Below are 21,170 nucleotides of genomic sequence, written 5' to 3' on the forward strand. Positions count from 1 at the left end.
GCTGCTCCTGATCAGTCGGCGAAAAAGAATTCGTCCGGCCGGTGAATGCCGAAATGTGCGCCGGGTTCCCAGGCCCACATGGCCTGCTCGGGGACGTTGCGCAGGCGGTTCGATACGACGATAGGCTGAGGCGCACCGTTCAGAATGCCAATGGCATAAAGTTGGTCAGCGTGGATTTTCAGCATCTCATCCCATGCGGCCTTGCGTTCCTCATCAGTCGAGGCGACCTCCCAGTTATGGGCCAGTTCCATCAGGCGCTCGGCCTCAGGCATATCGGGTTTCTCGCCAACATCGCCTCCGGTCTGATAGTACTGCCCCCATTTTGGCCAGGCCAAAAACACCTGATCGGTAGGGGCAAGATAAGCTGGTGAGGTGTGGTGTTGCGGGATGCCGTCATCCCAGCCGAACCAGACGGACGCCATTGTGCTGCCGGCAAACACCCGGTTGCGCAGAATGTCCCTGTCCAATGGGCGCATGATAAGATCGACGCCAATGTCGCGCCATGTGTCCGTGACGATTTGCAAGGCGTTTTCGACCTCTTGCCGCTCACCTGCAGTTTCGATGACCAGTTCCATCGGGCGGCCATCCGGCAACAGCCGCGTGCCGTTCTTGTCACGTTCGGTCAGGCCGGCCTCGTCCAGCAGCGCATTCGCCAATTCGATGTCGTACTGTGCCCATGCCTTTGCGTTTTCTTCGTTGAAGAAGGGCGAAGCAGGCAAGACCGACATCGCGGCGGGATGGGCCAGTTTGAAATACAGCGCCTGATTTATCGTTTTGCGGTCGATTGCCAGAGACAGCGCACGGCGAACACGCGCGTCACGCAAAACGGCACGCCATGCTTCGTCTTCGTAGTTCAGATTGGGGTAAATCGCGATCTGTGAGGCAACCCCGGTTTTCCACAGCAAGGTTTTGTAGTCTCCACCGGCCTCGCCTTTTTTCAAGATCGAAGCGTCGCGGAACGCCAGTCCGCGCCCCTGTAGATCGGATTCGCCAGCATTGGTTTTTGCAGCAACCAGACCCCCGGCCACGATCTCCATCTCGACCACGTCGATATAGGGAAGCTGCACCCCATGGCTATCGATGCGATGAAAATAGGGATTGCGAACAAAGTTGTGACGGATCTTTTTGCCCGAACTTGCATTCAACCAGGGCTGCAAGGTTGGCAACTCGTGGTTGTCAAACTTGTAAAGGTTGTCGAGTTTGTTGTGTAAAGCTGCCCAGCTTTTGACGCGGGCATCTTCAACCTGAAAGGCAAGCTTTTCTGCGTCAGCGTATTTCTCGTGGTACTGTTTCAGGAACTCGGAAGGGCGGTAGATGAAAGGCGGGCGCGCTTGTGCCAGAGCCTGCAGGAAGCCGGGGTTGGGATCTTCCCATTCAAACACAACGGTCGTTTCATCGGGGAAGGTCACGGTCGGAGTCTTGCCTTCGACGATCAGAAAATCCGGTGGTCCCGACGGGCTGAGCAGTTCATTATTTGCCACATCCTCCCACCAGTATCGGAAGTCCTCGGAAGTGAACGGAGAGCCATTCGACCATTTGTGACCTTCACGCAGGTTGAGGGTGTATTTGCGGTTGTCGTCGTTCTGGAAGGATTCAAGCAGGTCTGGAACGACCTGATAGGTCTGGTCGAACCCAACAAGGCGGGCGTATCCGTAAACGACCATCTGCCGGATGTCTTTGGACCGAGTAATCATTGTGCGCAAAGTGCCGCCCTGTTTGCCGAATTCCCTGCCTTTTGCAGCAAGATCCACAATCAGGGGTTCGGCGGGAATTCGGTCCTGTATGGGCGGAAGGTTCCCCGCATTCACTTCGGTTTCCCAGAAAGTACTTTCTTGCAACTCGGGCATGTCTGCCGTGGCGGGCAGGGCCCATGTTGCGGCCAGCGCAACGGCCAGTAACAGCGGGCGAGTGGTCTTAAACATGGCATCGTACCTTATGGCCGGGCTCCATCTCTACCAATGAAGGTACCACGGAGTCGGTAAATCGGAAGGCGTCATCCCAACTGTCAGGTGAACCAGCACCCAAAGCAACCAAATTCAGGTCGATGGGGCGGTTGATGTCGGGCTCTGGCTGCGCTGCAATCAGTGCCTTGGTGTAAGGGTGACGAGGGTTGTAAAACAGTGTCTCGGGCGGGGCCTGTTCCACGACAAGCCCACGACGCATCACAGCAACTTCGTCGGCAATGCGTGCAACGACCGCAAGGTCGTGCGAGATGAAGAAATACGACAAGTTCAGGCTGTCCTGCAAATGTTCCAGCAATGTCAGGATTTGTTCCTGAACCGACACGTCCAGAGCCGAAGTGGGTTCGTCACAGACAATAAGCTGAGGGTCGAGCATCATTGCGCGGGCAATCGACAGGCGCTGTCTTTGGCCGCCGGAAAAAGCATGGGGATAGCGTTTCAGCATATCGGCGTTCAGGCCAACACGTGTCAGCATCTCGGCCGCTTTTTCGCGCTGCTCGGCGGTCGATCCGATACGGTGAATCTCCAACGGTTCGGTCATCGCATCCTGAATGCGCATGCGAGGGCTGAGCGAGCTGTAGGGATCCTGAAACACCATCTGCGCCTTGCGCTGAAACGCGGTGCGCTGGGTCCGGGTCATCTTGTGAACGGTGATCGCTTCTTCATCGGGGGAGGTTCGAAACAGAACCTCTCCGCCCGGATCAGGCGGCTCAGCCCCTAGTGCGATGCGGGCGGCCGTAGTTTTGCCCGAGCCGCTTTCGCCGACGATCGCCAGCGTCTTGCCCCGCGCAAGGTTCAGATCGACTCCGCGGCAGGCATGGATCAGGCGTTCGCCCTGCCAGCCCTTGCTGGATCGCATCGTATAGGTTTTCGACACGGCCTTCATCTGAAGGATCAGATCTTCGTCGGGCATCGGGATGCCAACCGCGTCCTGATCCGGAATCTCGGGCGCGGCGTTGAACAACTGTTGGGTATAGGGGTGAGCAGGGCTGGTCAGGATCGGTGCCGCTGCTCCAGCCTCCATCACGCGGCCTTTGTGCATGACCACGACCTGTTCGGCCATATTGGCGACGACCCCCAAATCATGGGTCACAAGGATCAGCGCCATTCCCGTTTCACGCTGAAGCTCTTTGATCAGCCCCAGCACCTGGGCCTGTGTCGTAACGTCCAATGCTGTCGTCGGCTCGTCCGCGATCAGTAATTCCGGTTTGGAAACCATGGCCATAGCGATCATGGCGCGTTGGCGCATCCCGCCGGACAGCTCGAACGGGTAAGAATCATAGGCGCGCTGAGGGTCTGGAAAACCCACGCGTTCGAACTGTTCCAGAACCGTTTTGCGGGCCTGTGCCTCGGAGGCATTGCGATGCAGCCAAAGAACTTCGCTGACCTGATTGCCAATTTTGTGCAGGGGAGAGAGCGAGCGCATCGGCTCTTGAAAGATCATCGAGATCCGATTGCCGCGAATGCCGCGCATCTGACGCTCGCTGATCTGAGTCAGTTCCTCTATACCTTTGGAATCATTTAGAGTAATCGTGCCGCTTCGAATTTGGGCTGCTCGGGGAAGAATGCGCAAAGCAGCCCGGCATGAGATCGTTTTCCCCGACCCTGATTCACCCACAAGCGCAAGTGTCTGTCCCGCTTCGACGTCGAAGTTGACGCCTTGAACCACAGACTCTCCGGCACCAAATCCGATGCTGAGGTCCCGGACAGACAACAACGCAGTCATGCGGGTATTCCACCCGTTAGGCCGTAGCTCGGCATAGGCTTGATCAACTCCCTGTGTTTTTTGTCGCAGTTTCGCGCGGTTGTGCCTGTATAGTCAAACCCGTTCTTGGGGTGAAATGTCGCGAAAACGTGAAACTGAGGCCGATTTGCCTACACAATGCCTTGAGGATTTGTCATCACATGCGATGTCGGTCACAGGTTATGTGTCGTCAAATATCAAGGAGAGATTTCCCAGTGCCCGATCCCCAAAGCCGTCTTGACCTGTTCATCGACCGTATGGTGTCGCAGCGTGCCTGCCTGGACCATGCCATTGCACAGACAAGTACCATGTCCGGTCCGGTGTTCGAGCTGGGATTGGGGAATGGTCGTACTTATCATCACATGGTTCAGTACATTCAAAACCGTCCGGTCTATGTGTTCGAGCGCGCCGTGGCCTCCCATCCGGACTCTACCCCGCCCGAGGATCTGGTGATTCTGGGGGATGTGCGTGAGACTCTGCCTGCGGCGCTGGAACGGTTTGGGCCGACGGCCAGTTTGATCCATGCGGATCTTGGCGGCCATAACAGGGACAAGAACGATGCTTTCGCGCGGTTGGTTTCCCCCCTGATAGAACCGTTGTTGGCAGAAGGTGGGCTGATGGTGTCCAGCGACCGGATGTATTTCGAAAACCTGACCGAAATCCCGCTGCCTGAACATGCGGTGGACGGACGTTGCTTTATCTACCGCCGCTAAGCGCAAGAAGGATACCAAATGCTTTTCTATGATTGCACGACCGCTCCAAACCCGCGCCGCGCGCGCATGTTGATCGCTGAAAAAGGGCTGGAGATTGAAACGCGCAATATCTCGATTGCAAAGGCGGAACAGTTGGATGGCGCTTTCCTTGCGGTAAACCCCAATGCGACGATCCCTGTTCTGGTGACGGATGAGGGCGCAACGCTGACCGAAAACCTGGGCATTGCCGCCTATCTTGAGGCGCGCTTTCCCGAACCACCTTTGATGGGACGTACGCCAGATGAAAAGGGGCTGGTCCTGATGTGGAACAGCATTGTCGAGCAGCAGGGTGGAGTGCCTATTGCCGAGGCTCTGCGCAACACCCATCCCGCGTTCAAGGATCGGGCGATTCCGGGCCCGGCGAACTATGCGCAGATACCCGAGCTGGCACAGCGTGGCATGGACCGGGTTGGCCGGTTTTTCGATTTGCTTGAAACGCGGCTGAAGGATAGTGCGTTTGTTGCGGGGGCTGAGTTCACGCTGGCCGATATCTCGACCTTTGTGTTCGTTGACTTTGCCCGCGTGATCAAGATGCGGATTCCACAGGAAAATACCGCGACGCTGTCTTGGTTCGACAAGATCGCATCGCGTCCAAGCGCACAGCTTTAAGGCGTTGAAATTGAGCTGTCTGAACTTGCTCACTTGCACTGTACAGAAATGTCTAGACAGGTGTGAACAGTATCACTAGCGTCTCCCTCGAGTCATGCAGGGGAGAGCATAATGAAATCTCAGTATCGCGTTGTGGTCATCGGTGGCGGCGTTGTGGGCGCCTCGGTTCTGTATCACTTGGCCAAATTCGGCTGGTCAGATGTGGTCATGCTGGAACGGCGGCGATTGGCGTCGGGATCGTCCTGGCACGCGGCGGGCGGTATTCACGCGCTGAACGCGGATCCGAACATGGCATCGCTGCAGGCCTATACAATCGACCTTCTCAGCGAGATCGAAAAGGAATCCGGGCAGAATATCGGCCTGCACATGACTGGTGGTCTGACTTTGGCTGGAACGCCCGAGCGGTGGGAGTGGCTGCAGGCCAACTATCGTATCTTCCAGTCTATCGGTATCGAAGACTGCGAATTGCTGACTCCACAAGAGGCGCAAAAGCGCTGTCCCATCATGTCGACTGACGGCGTTCTGGGCGCGATGTGGGCCGATCGAGAGGGCTATATCGACACGACCGGTACGGTTCAGGCCTATGCAACCGCCGCCAAGAAACGCGGTGCCGAGTATTACGAGGAGACCAAGGTCGAGGAATTGATCCAGACCGATGATGGCTGGCAGGTCGTGACCGACAAGGGCACCATCACCTGTGAACACGTGGTCAATGCCGCGGGGCTTTGGGCCAAGCAGGTCGGGCGCATGGCTGGGGTTGAGCTGCCAGTATCGCCGCTGAAACATCACTATCTGATCACGGATACAGTGCCCGAAGTGGCGGCGGCGGATTTTGAAATGCCGATGACCGTGGACCTCGAGGGGTTCACCTATATGCGGCAAGACCAAAAGGGCGTTCTGGTCGGTATCTATGAGGTCGACCATGAACATTGGGCCATGGACGGCGCGCCGTGGAATTATGGCGAGGAACTGTTTCAGGAGCAGCTTGACCGGATCGAGAATGAACTGACGTTGGGCTTTGAACGCTATCCGTCGATCCAGAATGTCGGCATCAAAACCTGGGTCAACGGGGCGTTTACATTCTCGCCTGATGGTAACCCGCTGGTCGGGCCGGTTCCAGGCAAACGCGGGTATTGGACCGCCTGCGCTGTCATGGCCGGGTTCCTGCAGGGCGGCGGCGTTGGCAAAACGCTGGCTGAGTGGATGATCCATGGCGAGCCCGAGGCCGATGCATGGCCGATGGACATTGCCCGCTATGGCGATTTTGCCCAGAACAAACGCTATATCCGTGAAACCACCGGGCAATTCTATTCCCGCCGTTTCGTGATGAATTATCCGAACGAACAGATGCCTGCCGGTCGTCCGCTGAAGATGGCGCCAGCTCATGACGCGATGACTGAAGCGGGATGCAAATGGGGTGTCAGCTGGGACCTTGAGGTGCCGCTGTACTTCGCGCCGAAAGGGTTCGAAGAAACGCCGACCCTCAAGCGATCCAACGCGCATGACATCGTGGCCAAGGAATGCAAGGTGATCCGCGAGGGCGTCGGCCTGATGGACATCTCTGGCTTTTCCCGGTTCGAGGTCACCGGACCAAATGCCGAGCTGTGGCTGGATCACGTGATGGCTTCGAAACTGCCCGCGCCGGGACGGGCCAAGTTGGCACCAATGCTGGGTGAGAATGGGCGGCTAAAAGGGGATCTGACCGTTCTGAATTGGGGCGATGGCACCTGGTGGATCATGGGCAGCTATTACCTGCGCGCCTGGCATATGCGCTGGTTCGACGATCATATGATCGACGGAGTCGAGGTTCGCGATCTGGGCGAGGAGTATTGCGGGTTCGGTCTGGTCGGGCCGAAATCGCAGGAGGTAATCCAAAAACTGGCCGAGCAGGACGTCTCGGGCCTGAAATTCATGGGCTGTGGTGATTTTGATATCGGTCTTGTCAGGGCTCGCGTTGCGCGCATGTCAGTCACTGGTGAAAAAGGCTATGAGATCAACTGCCGCTATGGCGATCACATCAAGCTGCGCCGGATGTTGCTTGAGGCCGGGGCCGACGCGGGCATCCGCGAGTGCGGTTTCAACGCGATGCTGTCCACGCGGCTTGAGAAGAGCTTTGGCATCTGGTCGGCGGAATTCACGCAAGCGTACACGCCGGGCATGACAGGTATGGATCGCTGGATCGATTGGGACAAGGATTTCGTCGGTAAAGAGGCCGCCTTGGCCGAACGCGATGGCAATGGTCCTGCGCAGGTTCAGGTGACGCTTGAGGTTGATGCTTTGGACGCAGATGCCAGCGGATACGAACCTGTCTGGTCAGGGGCAGAGCACGTGGGTTTTGTCACCTCGGGCGGCTATGGCCACTCCACCGGCAAGTCCCTGGCGATGGCGCTGGTCAATCGTGACAAGGCCGCACCAGGCACTGAACTGTCTGTCCATGTGGTTGGGGTCGAACGACCTGCGCGGGTCATCGCGCCGTCGCCCTATGATCCACAGGGCAAAGCGATGCGGGGCTGACAATGACCAACCCCGAACGTGGACGGCGAAGGCGAGGGCGTGGCGCTGATGCCGCGCCTGCGACCAACCGCAAGGTCGACTACCGCCAGCTGAGGAATCCATTCCCGGTGATGGAGGTGTTTCCGGCGGATCAGATCGCTGACATGCACGAAACCGCGCTGCGTTTGTTGCAAGAGTTGGGCATCAAGGTGCTGCTGCCTGAGGCGCGGAGCATTTTTGCCAAAGCTGGCGCGCGCGTTGATGTCGATAGCGAAATGGTTTTTATTGGTCGCGACATGGTCGAGGCCGCCGTTGCCTCGGCCCCGAAATCCATCACCTGCCGAGCCGGTGCGTCGCACCGGGATTTCACGCTGGAACTGGGTAGCCTTGTGTTTCAACCGGGGGCAGGGGCCCCCAATGCCACCGATCTGGTGCGCGGGCGTCGCCCGGCGACGGGGCAGGATTATCTGGAGTTCCTGAAACTCACCCATCATTTCGACGTCTTTCAAATGATCTCGCCGCAGGTCGAACCGCAGGATGTCCCAACCCCTCTGCGGCACTATTTCACCACGCAGGCGCAGATGGAGCTGACAGACAAGTTCCCATTCTTCTTCTCGCGCGGGACACCGCAGGTGATGGATTGCTTTGAGATGCTGACGACCGCGCGGGGCCTGTCGGATGACGAATTTAGGACCCACCCGCACAGCTATACGATCATCAACACGAACAGCCCGCGCACGCTGGACATTCCGATGGCGCAGGGGCTGATCGACTTTGCTCGGCACGGGCAGATGTCAATCATCACGCCCTTCACGCTGATGGGGGCGATGGCACCGATCACGGTGGCGGGGGCCATCACCCTGTCCCATGCCGAGGCGTTGGCCGCACTGACCCTGACGCAATTGGCACGTCCCGGTGCGCCTGTGTGCTATGGCACTTTCACCAGCAATGTGGATATGAAATCCGGTGCTCCGGCCTTTGGAACGCCCTCGCATTTTCAGGCCTCACTGGCGGCCGGGCAGTTGGCGCGGCATCTGGGCCTGCCGTGGCGCTCGGCTGCGGGGTCGGCTTCAAACATCAATGATGTGCAGGCGGCAAATGAAAACCAGTTTGGCCTGTGGGGGTGCCTGATGGCTGGGGCGACGGTGATCATTCACTCGGCGGGATGGCTAGAGGGCGGATTGACCGTGTCCTTTGAAAAACTGGTCTGCGACGCCGAAGTGTTGAACATGGTGGCCGAGCTGTGCGCCGGGGTGCAGGCTGGCGAGGCTGAAATTGGGTTCGACACTGCGCTAAGCGAGGTTGAGCCCAGCGGACATTTCTTTGCATCCAGCCAGACGATGGAACGCTACAATACAGAATTCTACGAGCCACATGTCCATGATTATGCCAATTTCGGCACCTGGGCCGAGCGTGGATCGTTGGACGCAAACAGTCGTGCGACCGGTGTATGGAAGGAAATCTTGGCCAATTTTCAGCCACCTGAGCAAAACAGCGACCAGATTGGCGCGCTGAAAGATTTTATTGCCAAACGTACCGAAGAGGGCGGCGCGCCGCCGGAGAGTTAAATGAATACGAAACCCATCCTGCACCGGGACGACCCGGAAGCTGAACCGCTGATCGGCAATATCAAGGTCACGCGCGACGACTGGCTGAACGTGGCGTTGGATGTGCTAATCTCGGACGGGGTCGATCAGATCAAGGTGATGAATCTGGCGGAACGGATGGCCGTGTCTCGGTCGTCCTTCTATTGGTACTTCAAATCGCGCCAGGAACTGCTGGATGCTCTTCTGGCACGGTGGCAGGCCACCAATACCGCGGCATTGGTCGCGCAGGCCGAAGCTCCGGCAAAGACGATAACCGGTGCGGTGTGCAATGTGCATCGCTGTGTCGTCAATACCGACCTGTTTGACACCGCACTGGATTTCGCGGTGCGCGACTGGGCGCGCAAATCGGGCAAGGTGCGGCGCGCGCTGGACCAGTCTGACGCCCGACGGTTGCTAGCGCTGCACGCCATGTTTGCCCGCTTTGGCTATTCCGAGGTCGAGGCGGAAACCCGTGCGCGCGTGCTGTATTACATGCAGATAGGATACGATCTGGCGCAGCTGAATGAACCGATGTCCACGCGGATATCAATGGTGCCGCATTATCTATATGTCTTCACCGGGGTCGAGCCGAGGCCAGAGGAAGTAGAAGAATTCAGCGCCTATTCGCGCCATCACTGGAAAGGAGAGCCATCATGAGTCAACCAGATGCAATCATCATCGGAACCGGCGTGATCGGGGCGGCCATCGCATTTGAAATGGCCAAGGCCGGGTGGAAAACCGTATCTCTGGACCGAAACGCTCAGGTTGGCCATGGCTCAACCGCCGGATCCTGCGCGATCATTCGGATGCATTATTCCACCTTTGACGGCACGGCATTCGCCTGGGAAGGCTATCATTATTGGCGCGACTGGGCCGAGTATCTTGGCCTGCCGCAAGGCGCCGATCTGGCCCAATTCCGCGAAACCGGCTGTCTGGTCATGAAGACCGAGGCGAACGGGCTGCTGGAAAAACACATGAGGAACAGCTCCGCGCTGAATTGCCCGTTCGAGGAATGGTCCCCCGAACAGGTCACCGACCGGCTGCCGGTCTATTCGCAGGACAGTTTTGCCCCCGCTCGTCGCATGGATGACCCCGAGTTTGGGCAGCCCAACGGACGCAAGATGCAAGGCGGCGTTTACTGGCCTCAAGCCGGGTATGTCACCGATCCGGCCCTATCCGCACAGAACCTGATGGATGCCGCCAAACAGCACGGGGCCGAAGTGCGGACCGGGGCCGAAGTGGTCGAGATTTTGACTGATGACGGGCGAGTTTCTGGTGTCAGGTTGGCATCGGGAGAAGACATTCATGCGAAAGTTGTGGTTAACGTAGCCGGGCCGGGTTCGGCCATCATCAACGGGATGGCAGATGTTCTGGATGACATGACCATTCAGACCCGCCCCTTGCGCCAAGAGGTCGTTCACGTCCCTGCGCCCGAGGGGTTTGACTTTGAAAATGACGGGACAATCGTGTCGGACAGCGATATCGCCTGCTATTGCCGGCCAGAGCATGGCAACCACATCCTGGTGGGCTCGGAAGACCCCGAATGCGACCCACATCAATGGTGCGAAGATGACGTAACCTATAATCGTGACTTTACCGACCAGTGGACGACGCAAGCGATGCGCTATGCCCAGAGAGTGCCCAGTCTTGGCATTCCTTCCAAGACCCGCGGTGTGGTGGACCTGTATGATGCGTCTACGGATTGGATTCCGATCTATGACAAATCCAGCCTTCCCGGTTTTTATATGGCCTGCGGATCCAGTGGAAATCAGTACAAGAACGCGCCGATTGCAGGCAAGATGATGACGGCGCTGATCGGGTATTGCGAAGACGGCGCGGATCATGACAGTGCGCCGCTACAATTTGAACTGCCCTATATTGGACGCACAATCGATGTCGGTTTCTATTCCCGCAAGCGCCCGATCAACAAAGAAAGCAGTTTTTCCGTTTTGGGCTAGCCGACGCGTCCTGATGCACTAGCATTCACGGGATCGAGTTGAGCCCGGACGCATAATGACCAAATCGAAGAACAAGGTTCTGATCCTCGGCAGCGCCCCCACCGCGCTGCGTGCGCGGGACTGGGCGCGTACGCCGTTCACGCATATCGTCGCTATCAACAATGCCTGGCGGGTCCGCGCAGACTGGGATTTTCTGATCCACCCCGAGGATTTCCCGACCAAGAACATGCCCACATCTGTCAGTGACATCCAGCGTATAGTCACTGCAAATGAATACGTTCCGATACAGAATGGTTTCGGTGGGTTTGTCTATGCCGGGGGAACGATGGCCTTTACCGCCGGATACTGGGCTTTGTCTGCATTACAGCCCTCGGTTCTGGCTTATTGCGGTTGCGATATGATCTATTCCGGACAGGGTCGGACGCATTTCTACGGCAACGGAGCCGCAGATCCGTTGCGATCCGATGTGACCTTGCGACTGCTTGAGGCGAAGTCGGCGCGACTAGGATTGTTTGCTGCGGCGCAGGGCTGTCGCACAGTGCGATTGTTCGAAGGGCCAAGCCGACTGGTTTACCCCCCGGTCGACAGCGAAGATTTGTCTTCGGTCGAGATGCCTTCTACATCGGGGATGGCTGAGATCATACGGTCGGAGTCGGATCTTGGATATTTCGTGGAGTCTGGCCGGTACTGGGAAGTTGAGACCGAGTTCGACCCGCAGAAGATCGATGCCATAGACCAGCGGTGGCTATCGCTCTATCCATCGGCCACTCAGCTCTGAATTGCTGTGGTAATTCTGGTTCAGGCCGCGAATGTCGCCCAGGCCCAGACCATTGCCACATAGGTCAGATTATGCATGCACTGATCCAGCCCGGCTGCCCGCCAAAAGGCTGCCTGGGTTGGCATAAGCTGTTTTTTGTCGGAATAGCTGGCTTTGGCAAAGTCGATGTTGAAATGAACGATCCACTCTAGCCCGGCAATGATTACGATAAACGGCAGCGGGGTGCCGAATACCAAGAAAACCAACACCGACCCAATAACATGCACAGCGGCATGTTGGGCGCGTCCCCAGTGAAAATATTCGCCTCGGCCGGACAGCATCTTAGGCGTCTGGAGGTAAAAATCTGCAAACATATGTTTGATCTGCAATAAGCAGAGCATCAATAACACAGTGCCTAGAGTGGCAGGCAAATGAATCCTCCCGATATCGTCCTGAAGCAAACAGTAGGGGCTAATGTGAGGTTGCGCAAATGAACTTGTTCACATTCGGCAAATATCTGTTCAATTCGGAAACTATTTGCGTCTGCAGGCTTGATTGCGGTAAATTCAGACTGTTGAATTTACGAGAATTTCGTAAAGACCGGGTCAGTGATCCGCAGCAGGGGCAGGTTCCATAGAACGCACGATTTTCCGTTTTATCTGGAAATATTCAAAGCGCGACCAGCTGATTTTGCTGGCCGTAACCACGTCTTTGTTTCCGCTGCTATACCTGACGCTGGAACTGCCCAAGCGCATCATCAATGACGCGATCGGGGCTGCGACCCCTGTTGTTGATGTGCTGGGCTACAGCCTGTCGCAAACGAATTTTCTGATCATATTATGCATTGGGTTTCTGCTCGCCGTTCTGGCGCATGGTTTGATGAAAATGCGCATCAACACCATGAAAGGCGTCCTGAGCGAACGGATGCTGCGCCGATTCCGGTATCAGATGATCAGCCGCGCCTTGAGATTTCCGCAACCCTATTTCGAACGGGTCAGCCAAGGCGAAATGGTGTCGATGATCACCGCTGAAAGCGAGCCGATGGGTGGGCTGATGGGCGATGCGATCAGCCAGCCGGTATTGCAGGCGGGACAGATGATCACGATACTGTCCTTCCTGTTCCTACAGAGCTTTTGGTTCGGGCTTGCTGCCGTTTCCCTGATCCCGTTACAGGCCTGGTTGATCCCAAAGCTGCAGCGCCAGATCAATCTGTTGAACAAAAGCCGCATCCAGGAAGTGCGCGTGCTGGCTGCACAGATTGGTGAAAACGCAGCAGGTGCGTCAACGCTGCGGGCAAATGGCGGCTGGCGGTATCGCCGGGCCATGATCTCGGATCAGCTGGGCCGGTTGTTTGAAATCCGCTTCGATATCTACCAGAAAAAGTTCTTTATGAAGTTCATCAACAACTTCATTTCGCAGCTTACCCCATTCCTGTTCTATCTGGTTGGCGGCATTCTGGTCTTGCAGGGCTCGGTCTCGTTGGGGGCGTTGGTTGCGGCTTTGGCGGCTTACAAGGACCTCAGTTCGCCTTGGAAAGAGTTGCTCACATATTACAACCAGACACAGGATATGTCCCTGCGCTGGGATGTTGTGATCGAACGCTTTGCACCCTCTGGAATGCAGGACGAAAGCCTGTTCGAAGGCGAGCCCGACAAACATCCCAGGCTGGACGGGGATATTGTTCTGAAACATGCGTCTGTTCGTGACATGGACGGGAATCTGGTTCTGGACGACCTCGATCTGACATTCCCAGGCGGTAAAACCATCGGAATCGCTGCGCCCAGCGAAGAAGACCGGCGTGCGGTTTCGGAATTGCTGACCCGAGAGATCCTGCCCAGTTCCGGCAGGGTAACGGTCGGGCAGGAAGATTTGTCAAAGCTGCATCAGGGGGTCATTGCTGCGCGGATCGGTTTTGCCTCATCGCGACCGGTTATGTTTCAGGGAACTTTGGGCGACAATGTGATGATGCCGATGCGTCTTCGTCCTCTGTCGACAGAATCAGACGACCCCGGCTTTGCTGAAACAAGACGAGCGGGCAACAGTACCGACCCGTTTAGAGTTGATTGGCTGGACCCGTCGCTGGCTGGTTTGAACACCGTGGAAGACCTGCGCGACTGGTGGTTACAACTGATCGACGGTCTAGGTTCGGGCGCTGCCCTGTTTCAGCGCGGTGCTGAACAGACATTCGAAGCCAACGAGCACCCCGAGTTGGTCAGAAAACTGGTTGAACTACGGCCCAAAGTTCAGGAGGCGGTGGTCAAGGCTGGGCTGCAACAGCAGGCTCTGATCTTTGACCGCAATGCATATAATGCGGCCTTGCCGGTCGCGGAAAACCTGCTTTTCGCGACACCCTGCGTTCCGGTCACTCAGGAAATACTGACCCGTCAGGGCGTGTTTTTGGGGCAGCTGCGCGAGCTGGGCTTGGACGAAACCCTGGTCGGCCTGACGCGCGATGTCATTGATATGTTGCGCCAGATCTTTGGGTTGGACGGCACGGACCACCCGTTGTTCCGCAAGCTTGGCTTGCAGGCCGAAGTCTACGAAGCTGCAGTTGAACTGGTAGAGCGCACCCGAAACGAAGGTGTCAGCGGTCTGGATGATGGGCAACTGGCCAACCTTCTGGCGGTTCCGTTTGTCATCTCGGCTGAACAGATTGGCCCCGCGTTTACGGATGAATTGAAAAACCGCATACTTGAATTGCGGCAAAGCCACTCCGAAAAACTGCTGCAACATCTGAATGATGTCTTCGTGCCGCTGAAGGAAACCGAGTTTGCCCCCGGTCTGACCGTGATGGAGAACGCTTTGTTCGGTAAGGTCAGCCAGATCGGCGGCGCGCGATCAGATGAGGTCCGTAAGCTGATCGTTGATGTCCTTTCTGAAAACGGAGCCCGACCTTTGGTGGTCGAGCTGATTTACGATGTACCGGTCTCGCTGGGCGGGCAGAACCTGCCTGCGGTTTTCGCCGAACCTTTGGCCTTTACGCGGGCTACGATCAAGAAACCCGACATTCTGATCCTTGATAATGCCTTGGCAAGCTATGACATGGAAACTCAGATTGCGGTCTATAAGAACCTGCGCGCCCTATTGCCAAATGCGACGGTGATTTATCTGAACGATCAGTACGAAAACCCTGACGTATTCGACATGTTCATAGAAATAAGGCAAGGTCGTGTGGTTTCAGACGAAGGACCCGCCGACGTGGAAGAAGATAGCGCAGCATCAGCCGATTTGGCGCGCAAGCTTCGTGCGCTGGAACAGACGCCGCTGTTTTCCGGTCTTGACCGCAGACAGCTGCGCCTTCTGGCATTTGGTGCGCGCTGGTTCCAGGCCCAACCGGGAGAGGTGGTGTTCCTGAAAGATGACCAGCCCACCGATGGGGCCTATGTCGTTTTGGAAGGCGAGGCAGGCCTGTATTTGCCGCAATCAGAAGGTCCCGATCAACTGATCGCAACGGTTGGCTCCGGCGCATTGGTCGGAGAGTTGGGGTTGATCCGAAAGGAACCCCGCGCCCTGAGCATGATTGCGGAAACCGACCTGTCTTGTCTGCGTATCGGTGAGGAAGAATTCCTGGCCGTGGTCGAAAACGATGCAGCAACCGCTTTCAAGCTGATGCAGGTGATCGCCGGCTATGTTTCGAACTAGGGGTTGGCTTCAGGTTTGCAGAACAGGTCGTATAGCAACTGGATGACTTTCTCTGTATTTCCGTCCTGCAGGGAATAGTAGATGGTTTTGCCATCGCGCCGTGTCGACACCAGCTGTTCTTCTCGTAGGCGTGCCAACATCTGACTGACTGCGGCCTGCCGGATTTGCAGCAGTTTTTCCAGCTCACCAACCGATTTCTCGCCATCACCCAGATGGCACAAAATCATCAGGCGGCCTTCATGCGCCAGCGTCTTCAGGTACGCGGCGGCACGTGCTGCACTTTCCTGCATGCCGGGCGGAGTTTCGTCCGTATTCAGTGTTTCGTGGTCTTGAACTGTCACGCGCGTATAGGTTCCAAACTTGGCTTTGGCGCAATATGACTCAGAATTTCAGTACTTGTCACCCCTTTGCAGCAGGGGCACCGCCCTGAAAGGCGTTGCCGTTGGCATAGTCGCAAGGTTCTTCCTGCATCTGAAGGTGCAACCCATCGCCGGTATAGGGGTGTGAGCGGGCCAGATCTTCGTCCACTTCGATCCCCAACCCTGGCGCATTCGGTGCCACGACAAAGCCATTTTCAACGCGCAGTGAACCTTTGATCAAAGCGTCGTGATACGGCGTATCAATGGTTTCCAGCAACAGCAGATTTGGGATTGAGGCTGCCAGATGGATGTTGGCGGCCCATTCAACTGGACCAGCATAGAGATGCGGAGCCATCTGGGCGTTGAATATCTCGGCCATGGCTGCGACTTTCTTCATCTCCCATATCCCACCTGCACGCCCAAGGGCGGGTTGCAGGATTTCTGCTGCACCTGCGCGCAAAACTGCACCGAATTCGGCTTTGGTGGTCATGCGTTCCCCGGTTGCCACGGGTATTCGCACGTTGCGAGCGACGCGGGCCATGTCTTCGATCATGTCAGGTGGGGTAGGTTCTTCGAACCAAAGCGGTGAATAGGGTTCCAGCGCCTGACCCAGCCGGATTGCGCCTGCGGTGTTGAACTGACCGTGGGTGCCAAACAACAGGTCGGCCCTGTCGCCGACCGCTTCACGGATCGCTTTGCAAAAGGCAACTGACATCGAGATGTCGGACATAGCAGGCATATGCCCGCCACGGATCGTGTAGGGACCAGCGGGATCAAATTTTACTGCCGTGAAGCCGCGGCTCACCATTTCAGCTGCACATTCCGCGGCCTGGTCGGGCGAAGTCCAAAAGTCGGCCAGGTCATGCCGGGGCAGGGGGTAAAGGTAGGTGTAGGCCCGGATGCGTTGATTAACCAGCCCACCCAAAAGCGCATAAACCGGACGGTCGCGATCTTTACCCAGAATGTCCCAACACGCGATTTCTAGCCCTGAAAACGCACCCATTACGGTCAGGTCGGGGCGCTGGGTAAATCCGCTGGAATAGACGCGGCGGAACATAAGCTCGATGCTCTCGGGGTTCTCGCCGAGCATATGCCGTTCAAAGACATCCCGGATTACGTGACACATAGCTTCAGGTCCAATGGATGAAGCATAGCATTCGCCCCAACCGGTGACGCCTGTGTCGGTGGTAACCTTTACCAGTATCCAGTACCGGCCACCCCAACCCGGAGCAGGGGGGGCCGTGACAATGATATCGAGATCCTGCAGTTTCATAGGATATACTCCAGCCGGGGCTGCTTAGGCCCTGTCAAACATGATGACGTTTCGTTTGGCCGATCCGGTTTTGGTATCCGCAATCGCCTCGTTGATTTGCGACAAGGACCAGCGGCCCGAGATCAGTTCATCCAGCCTCAGCCGCCCCTGTTCATACAGGTCGATCATCCAGGGAATATCACGTTGGATCACCACATCCCCCATCTTTGACCCGATCAGCCCCTGACCAAGTGCGGCCAGGACAACAGGTTCATAGCTTGCCATGTCGCCGGAATGGGGCATCCCGATCATGATGGCCTTACCGCCTCGGCCAAGATAGCGAGCGGCCTGGTCATAGGCCGGGATTGCACCGACTGTGATCAGCACGGCATCGGCCCCTCGACCGCCAAGTGCGCGGTAAGCTGCCTTCCATGGTGCGTCCAAAGTGGCCAGAACGCCGTGGGTTGCACCAAATTCCTTTGCAATGGCCAGTTTGTCCTCGGTCATGTCGACCGCAACGATACGCCGGGCACCCGCAATCCGTGCGCCTTGTATGGCGTTCAGGCCAACGCCTCCGGCCCCGATCACGACGACATCCTGACCCGGGCGCAGACCGGCGGCATTCACGGCAGCGCCCACACCGGTGATTACCCCGCAAGACAGCAGACTGGCCACATCCTTTGGCAGGGCCTCGGGAATTCTCACGATCTGCCGGTGGCTGACCACGACTTTTTCGGCAAAAGCCCCGCACGCCATTGCTTGCTCCAGCGGGCCCCCGTCAGCGGTGCGCAACGGACCTTTTACAGTGTCGTGGGGTGTTTCACATAAGGTTGGCTTGCCACCCGCGCAGGAGGGGCAGGAACCGCATGCACGGATCAGCGTCACCACGACGGAATCGCCAACCTCGAACCCTTCGGTCATGCCGCCCGTTGCGGTGATCACACCCGCGGCCTCATGGCCATAAACAGCGGGCAGGAATCCACCCCAGGCGCCGCTGGCGAAAGAAATGTCGGAATGGCAGATCGCAACCGCATCCAGGGTGACCTCGACTTCGCCGGCGGCGGGCGGGGCGATCAGCACGTCTTCTATGACCAGGGGTTTGTCGAATGCCCGACATACGGCCGCCTTGATGGATTGCATGATGTCCTCGTATTCGGTTTTAATCACGGTGGCGCGGTTCGGAATGACCTGCAAGGCCGAAACCGTCATCGTCATGTCGTTGTTATGCAGAAATGGGGCGAGATCTGTAAAAGAGGATAAGGCCGACAATCATAAGGCACATGGCCAGAAGAAACGGCGCGCCGGGAAAATAGATGGCGGTGCCGGGCTTTGCGAACCAGGCAAATACGCTGCTCATGACCAGAGGGGAAATCACCATGGAAAGCGCGTGCAGTGAAGTTAGCACGCCCTGAAGCTCTCCTTGTTGCGAATCTGGTGTTGCGCGCGAGGCCAGAGCCTGGATTGCCGGGGTTGCTACTGCGCCGATAGCCGTGATCGGGATCAGCATCAGCGCGATTATTCCATTAGTCAGAAAAGCCAGAAGCAGAAAGCTGACAATCTCGAACACCATCCCGAGAAGGATTGTTACGCGTTCGCCGAGAAAACGTGTGGCGGGGCGTATCAATCCGCCCTGAACCGCGGCCATTCCAATTCCATAAAGACCCAGCGACACACCAATCATCTGGGGTGACCATCCAAAACGCTCGGCGGTGAAATAGGCCCAAATGGCCGGATAGACGTAGATTGAGACTGAATAGAGGAAATAGACCCACAACATCGGACGGATCCCCGGCAGCGCCGCGATGGCACGCAATGAATTCAAGGGGTTAGCGCGGCGCAGGCTGAACGGGCGCCGGTTCTTATCGGTCACCGTTTCAGGCATCACCATCAAACCGACGCCGAATGTTATGGCCGAAAGCGCTGCGGCAGCCCAGAAGGGCGCACGGGTTCCATATTCGCTCAGCAATCCGCCGATGACCGGACCCAGGACAAAGCCAACCCCGAATGCCGCCCCTAACAGACCGAAATTCGCAGCTTTTTCGTGGGGTTTCGACACATCCGCCATGAACGCCGCGGCGGTGGAATGAGTTGCGGCTGTGATCCCGCCGACGATCCGACCGGCAAGTAATAGCCAGATACTGCCAGCAAGCGCCATGACCACATAGTCCAACGACATAACAAACAGAGATACCAACAATACCCCCCTGCGCCCGAAAGCGTCAGACAGGTTGCCCAGGATCGGTCCAAAGATAAATTGCATCGCTGCAAAAGCGGTGCTTAGGACGCCGCCCCAGATCGCCGCGCTGGCCAGCGTACCACCCTGAACATCAATAATGAGCTCGGGCATAATGGGCAGCACAAGGCCAATCCCCATTGCATCAATCATGACAGTGGCAAGAACAAACAGGAAAGGTAAGCGCATGGGAACCGACAAAGAAAGTTTCGGGCACCCTATCGGGGGTCAGGTTCAGAGGAAAGCCGCAAGATTTCGCAGATCAGTCAAGAGTATCAAAGCCCTGCGCGATGTCGTCCAATAGATCAGCCAGTTCTTCAGGGTGCGAAAAGAATGGCGAATGAGAGCTTTGGATGGAATGGCGCATTCCCTCGGGCATGCTGAGGCTCATGATGTGCTGGTATTCAGGCGGGATGGTATGGTCGTCGAGTGTTCGGATATATGCTTTGGGCATATCCTGAAAATGTTCTGTCAGGGTAAGCCGTGCCTCCTGAGGTGCAATCGCCTGCGGGCAAAGCCGAGCCAGCGCATAAAGCAGGACCTCTTCCGGGCAGTCGTGGTAAAACAAGGCCTTCACGCTATCGGGTTTGACCGTATAGGACAGCCCGTCAGTCGATTTTTCGACGGCATCAACTATTGTTTGCCGCGGTGATTTCCGGCGCATCTCGACCATCGACAATCCGTTCTCGGGGACGTAGGCGGACAGGAAAACAAGTCCGCGCATCGCATACGGTCTCAATTCGGCGGCGGCACTAATGGGGTATCCCCCCCAAGAATGGCCGACGATGATCGTATCCGATCTGCTCGCAGCCAGAACGGCGTTCCGGCAACTGTCCAGGGTCACCTGGTCGATCGACGTCGGGTCAGATCCGTGGCTGGGCATATCAATTGCGCGGACCGAATGGCCGCGTGTTTCAAGTGCTGGGATCAAATCTCTCCAACACCAGGCACCATGGCATGAGCCATGGACCAACAGAAAATCCGCCAAAGCAATGCTCCTTCAGATATGACCGATGCCAGTCAAAAAGTCTTTTAGTAGCGCCGCGTATTCAATGGGTTGTTCGACGCAGGGCAGATGGCCCGCTTTGCGTATCAATTCGAAACGGGCACCGGGAATAAGATCAATGGTTTCTTTTACTAGATCCGGCGGGGTAGAGCCATCCTCGCTGCCCGCAATGCCCAAAGTCGGCAAACGCAGGCCACTTGTCGGCGTGTAAAAATCGGTTCCGGAAATGGCGGCGCAACATCCCAGATAACCTTCAACAGGTTGCCGCACCATCATGTTGCGCCATAGCAGGTGCTGGGGCGACGCGTGGAAAGCCCGCGAGAACCAGCGCTCCATAGTTGAGTCGGCTAACATTTCGATGCCGCCGATCCGGACGGCTTCTATACGGTCCGCCCAAATCGCCGGGGTGGCTATTTTGGCCGCTGTATTTGACAGAACCAGCCCGCGAATCAAATCCAGGCGTTTGACGGCCAGACCCTGCGCGATCATCCCGCCGATGGACAGACCGACAAAAACGCAATCTCGGACCTTTAGGTGATCCAGAAGGCCTTCGGCATCGCGGATCAGCGCCCCCATCGAATAGGGCGCCTGAGGCGCCGAGGACAGGCCATGCCCGCGTTTGTCGTATCGAATGACTCGCAGCCCGTCAGGCAGGTATGGCAGCATCGCGTCCCACAGGCGCAGATCAGTGCCCAGCGAGTTCGCGAACACGATCGGCGCGCCTTGTGGGTCGCCGTCGATCCGGTAATGAAGCTGTACATCCCCAAGGTCAGCTATCTGCATAAAAATCCTCTGTCTTTGCATGCTGAACTGACACG

17 protein-coding genes are annotated in these 21,170 nt (G+C 57.1%); 8 read left to right on the forward strand and 9 right to left on the reverse strand.

The features are described from left to right. Positions 1-11 precede the first annotated feature (11 nt). Positions 12-1,922, reverse strand: coding sequence for an ABC transporter substrate-binding protein (locus AC2FIM_RS17910; RefSeq protein ID WP_142639377.1), 1,911 nt, complete (start codon positions 1,920-1,922; stop codon positions 12-14). Then, positions 1,915-3,687 carry an ABC transporter ATP-binding protein gene (locus tag AC2FIM_RS17915; protein WP_271951542.1) on the reverse strand — a complete coding sequence of 591 codons (1,773 nt, stop codon included), beginning with the start codon at positions 3,685-3,687 and terminating at the stop codon, positions 1,915-1,917. The genes AC2FIM_RS17910 and AC2FIM_RS17915 overlap by 8 nt, the downstream gene beginning before the upstream one ends. A 200-nt stretch (positions 3,688-3,887) precedes the next feature. Between AC2FIM_RS17915 and AC2FIM_RS17920 the strand changes: the two genes are divergently transcribed. The 7 genes from AC2FIM_RS17920 to AC2FIM_RS17950 all read left to right on the forward strand — a co-directional run bounded on the left by AC2FIM_RS17920 (position 3,888) and on the right by AC2FIM_RS17950 (position 11,881). Further along, positions 3,888-4,418, forward strand: coding sequence for a class I SAM-dependent methyltransferase (locus tag AC2FIM_RS17920; RefSeq protein ID WP_271951544.1), 531 nt, complete (start codon positions 3,888-3,890; stop codon positions 4,416-4,418). Between the two features lie 18 nt (positions 4,419-4,436). Continuing rightward, a complete protein-coding gene (locus AC2FIM_RS17925; RefSeq protein ID WP_271951546.1) occupies positions 4,437-5,066 on the forward strand; it encodes a glutathione S-transferase in 630 nt (209 codons plus the stop codon). Positions 5,067-5,177: 111 nt separating this feature from the next. After that, positions 5,178-7,580 (forward strand): GcvT family protein, encoded by a 2,403-nt coding sequence (locus tag AC2FIM_RS17930; protein WP_496708306.1) that lies wholly within the window; start codon positions 5,178-5,180, stop codon positions 7,578-7,580. 2 nt (positions 7,581-7,582) lie between these two features. After that, positions 7,583-9,127, forward strand: a complete 1,545-nt coding sequence (locus tag AC2FIM_RS17935) for a trimethylamine methyltransferase family protein (protein WP_271951550.1) — start codon at positions 7,583-7,585, stop codon at positions 9,125-9,127. Then, positions 9,128-9,802 carry a TetR/AcrR family transcriptional regulator gene (locus AC2FIM_RS17940; protein ID WP_271951552.1) on the forward strand — a complete coding sequence of 225 codons (675 nt, stop codon included), beginning with the start codon at positions 9,128-9,130 and terminating at the stop codon, positions 9,800-9,802. Beyond that, a complete protein-coding gene (locus tag AC2FIM_RS17945) occupies positions 9,799-11,103 on the forward strand; it encodes an NAD(P)/FAD-dependent oxidoreductase (protein ID WP_496678922.1) in 1,305 nt (434 codons plus the stop codon). The genes AC2FIM_RS17940 and AC2FIM_RS17945 overlap by 4 nt, the downstream gene beginning before the upstream one ends. Positions 11,104-11,158: 55 nt before the next feature. Beyond that, positions 11,159-11,881 carry a hypothetical protein gene (locus AC2FIM_RS17950; protein ID WP_496678924.1) on the forward strand — a complete coding sequence of 241 codons (723 nt, stop codon included), beginning with the start codon at positions 11,159-11,161 and terminating at the stop codon, positions 11,879-11,881. A 20-nt stretch (positions 11,882-11,901) separates the two neighbouring features. On the opposite strand, the gene AC2FIM_RS17955 is transcribed toward AC2FIM_RS17950, so the two are convergent. After that, positions 11,902-12,291: a DUF3307 domain-containing protein gene (locus AC2FIM_RS17955; protein ID WP_416383939.1), complete on the reverse strand. Its 390-nt coding sequence runs from the start codon at positions 12,289-12,291 to the stop codon at positions 11,902-11,904. A gap of 214 nt (positions 12,292-12,505) precedes the next feature. On the opposite strand from AC2FIM_RS17955, the gene AC2FIM_RS17960 reads away from it, so the two are divergent. Continuing rightward, entirely contained in the window at positions 12,506-15,502 is a 2,997-nt protein-coding gene (locus tag AC2FIM_RS17960; protein WP_496708313.1) for an ABC transporter transmembrane domain-containing protein, read from the forward strand. Here the strand turns inward: AC2FIM_RS17960 and AC2FIM_RS17965 are convergent. The 6 genes from AC2FIM_RS17965 to pcaD form a co-directional block, all read right to left on the reverse strand. Then, positions 15,499-15,792 (reverse strand): ArsR/SmtB family transcription factor, encoded by a 294-nt coding sequence (locus AC2FIM_RS17965; RefSeq protein WP_496692965.1) that lies wholly within the window; start codon positions 15,790-15,792, stop codon positions 15,499-15,501. The two genes, AC2FIM_RS17960 and AC2FIM_RS17965, sit on opposite strands and share 4 nt — an antisense overlap. A 109-nt stretch (positions 15,793-15,901) precedes the next feature. After that, positions 15,902-17,134 (reverse strand): mandelate racemase/muconate lactonizing enzyme family protein, encoded by a 1,233-nt coding sequence (locus AC2FIM_RS17970; protein ID WP_271951557.1) that lies wholly within the window; start codon positions 17,132-17,134, stop codon positions 15,902-15,904. 24 nt (positions 17,135-17,158) lie between these two features. Beyond that, complete coding sequence (locus AC2FIM_RS17975) at positions 17,159-18,253, reverse strand: zinc-binding dehydrogenase (RefSeq protein ID WP_271951619.1); 1,095 nt, start codon at positions 18,251-18,253, stop codon at positions 17,159-17,161. 82 nt (positions 18,254-18,335) lie between these two features. Further along, positions 18,336-19,535 carry a TCR/Tet family MFS transporter gene (locus AC2FIM_RS17980; RefSeq protein ID WP_271951559.1) on the reverse strand — a complete coding sequence of 400 codons (1,200 nt, stop codon included), beginning with the start codon at positions 19,533-19,535 and terminating at the stop codon, positions 18,336-18,338. 73 nt (positions 19,536-19,608) lie between these two features. Beyond that, complete coding sequence (locus AC2FIM_RS17985; protein ID WP_496708307.1) at positions 19,609-20,334, reverse strand: alpha/beta fold hydrolase; 726 nt, start codon at positions 20,332-20,334, stop codon at positions 19,609-19,611. 12 nt (positions 20,335-20,346) lie between these two features. After that, positions 20,347-21,135 (reverse strand): 3-oxoadipate enol-lactonase, encoded by a 789-nt coding sequence (gene pcaD / locus AC2FIM_RS17990; RefSeq protein ID WP_496692936.1) that lies wholly within the window; start codon positions 21,133-21,135, stop codon positions 20,347-20,349. Positions 21,136-21,170 lie beyond the last annotated feature (35 nt).

The sequence above is a fragment of the Ruegeria sp. CDSC052 genome (assembly GCF_059610685.1).

Excerpts from the sequence above, each read along its gene's own strand:
- AC2FIM_RS17910 (WP_142639377.1), bottom strand. The coding sequence starts at position 1,922 with ATGTTTAAGACCACTCGCCCGCTGTTACTGGCCGTTGCGCTGGCCGCA.
- AC2FIM_RS17915 (WP_271951542.1), bottom strand. The coding sequence starts at position 3,687 with ATGACTGCGTTGTTGTCTGTCCGGGACCTCAGCATCGGATTTGGTGCC.
- AC2FIM_RS17920 (WP_271951544.1), top strand. The coding sequence starts at position 3,888 with ATGTGTCGTCAAATATCAAGGAGAGATTTCCCAGTGCCCGATCCCCAA.
- AC2FIM_RS17925 (WP_271951546.1), top strand. The coding sequence starts at position 4,437 with ATGCTTTTCTATGATTGCACGACCGCTCCAAACCCGCGCCGCGCGCGC.
- AC2FIM_RS17930 (WP_496708306.1), top strand. The coding sequence starts at position 5,178 with ATGAAATCTCAGTATCGCGTTGTGGTCATCGGTGGCGGCGTTGTGGGC.
- AC2FIM_RS17935 (WP_271951550.1), top strand. The coding sequence starts at position 7,583 with ATGACCAACCCCGAACGTGGACGGCGAAGGCGAGGGCGTGGCGCTGAT.
- AC2FIM_RS17940 (WP_271951552.1), top strand. The coding sequence starts at position 9,128 with ATGAATACGAAACCCATCCTGCACCGGGACGACCCGGAAGCTGAACCG.
- AC2FIM_RS17945 (WP_496678922.1), top strand. The coding sequence starts at position 9,799 with ATGAGTCAACCAGATGCAATCATCATCGGAACCGGCGTGATCGGGGCG.
- AC2FIM_RS17950 (WP_496678924.1), top strand. The coding sequence starts at position 11,159 with ATGACCAAATCGAAGAACAAGGTTCTGATCCTCGGCAGCGCCCCCACC.
- AC2FIM_RS17965 (WP_496692965.1), bottom strand. The coding sequence starts at position 15,792 with ATGCAGGAAAGTGCAGCACGTGCCGCCGCGTACCTGAAGACGCTGGCG.
- AC2FIM_RS17970 (WP_271951557.1), bottom strand. The coding sequence starts at position 17,134 with ATGAAACTGCAGGATCTCGATATCATTGTCACGGCCCCCCCTGCTCCG.
- AC2FIM_RS17975 (WP_271951619.1), bottom strand. The coding sequence starts at position 18,253 with ATGCAATCCATCAAGGCGGCCGTATGTCGGGCATTCGACAAACCCCTG.
- AC2FIM_RS17980 (WP_271951559.1), bottom strand. The coding sequence starts at position 19,535 with ATGCGCTTACCTTTCCTGTTTGTTCTTGCCACTGTCATGATTGATGCA.
- pcaD (WP_496692936.1), bottom strand. The coding sequence starts at position 21,135 with ATGCAGATAGCTGACCTTGGGGATGTACAGCTTCATTACCGGATCGAC.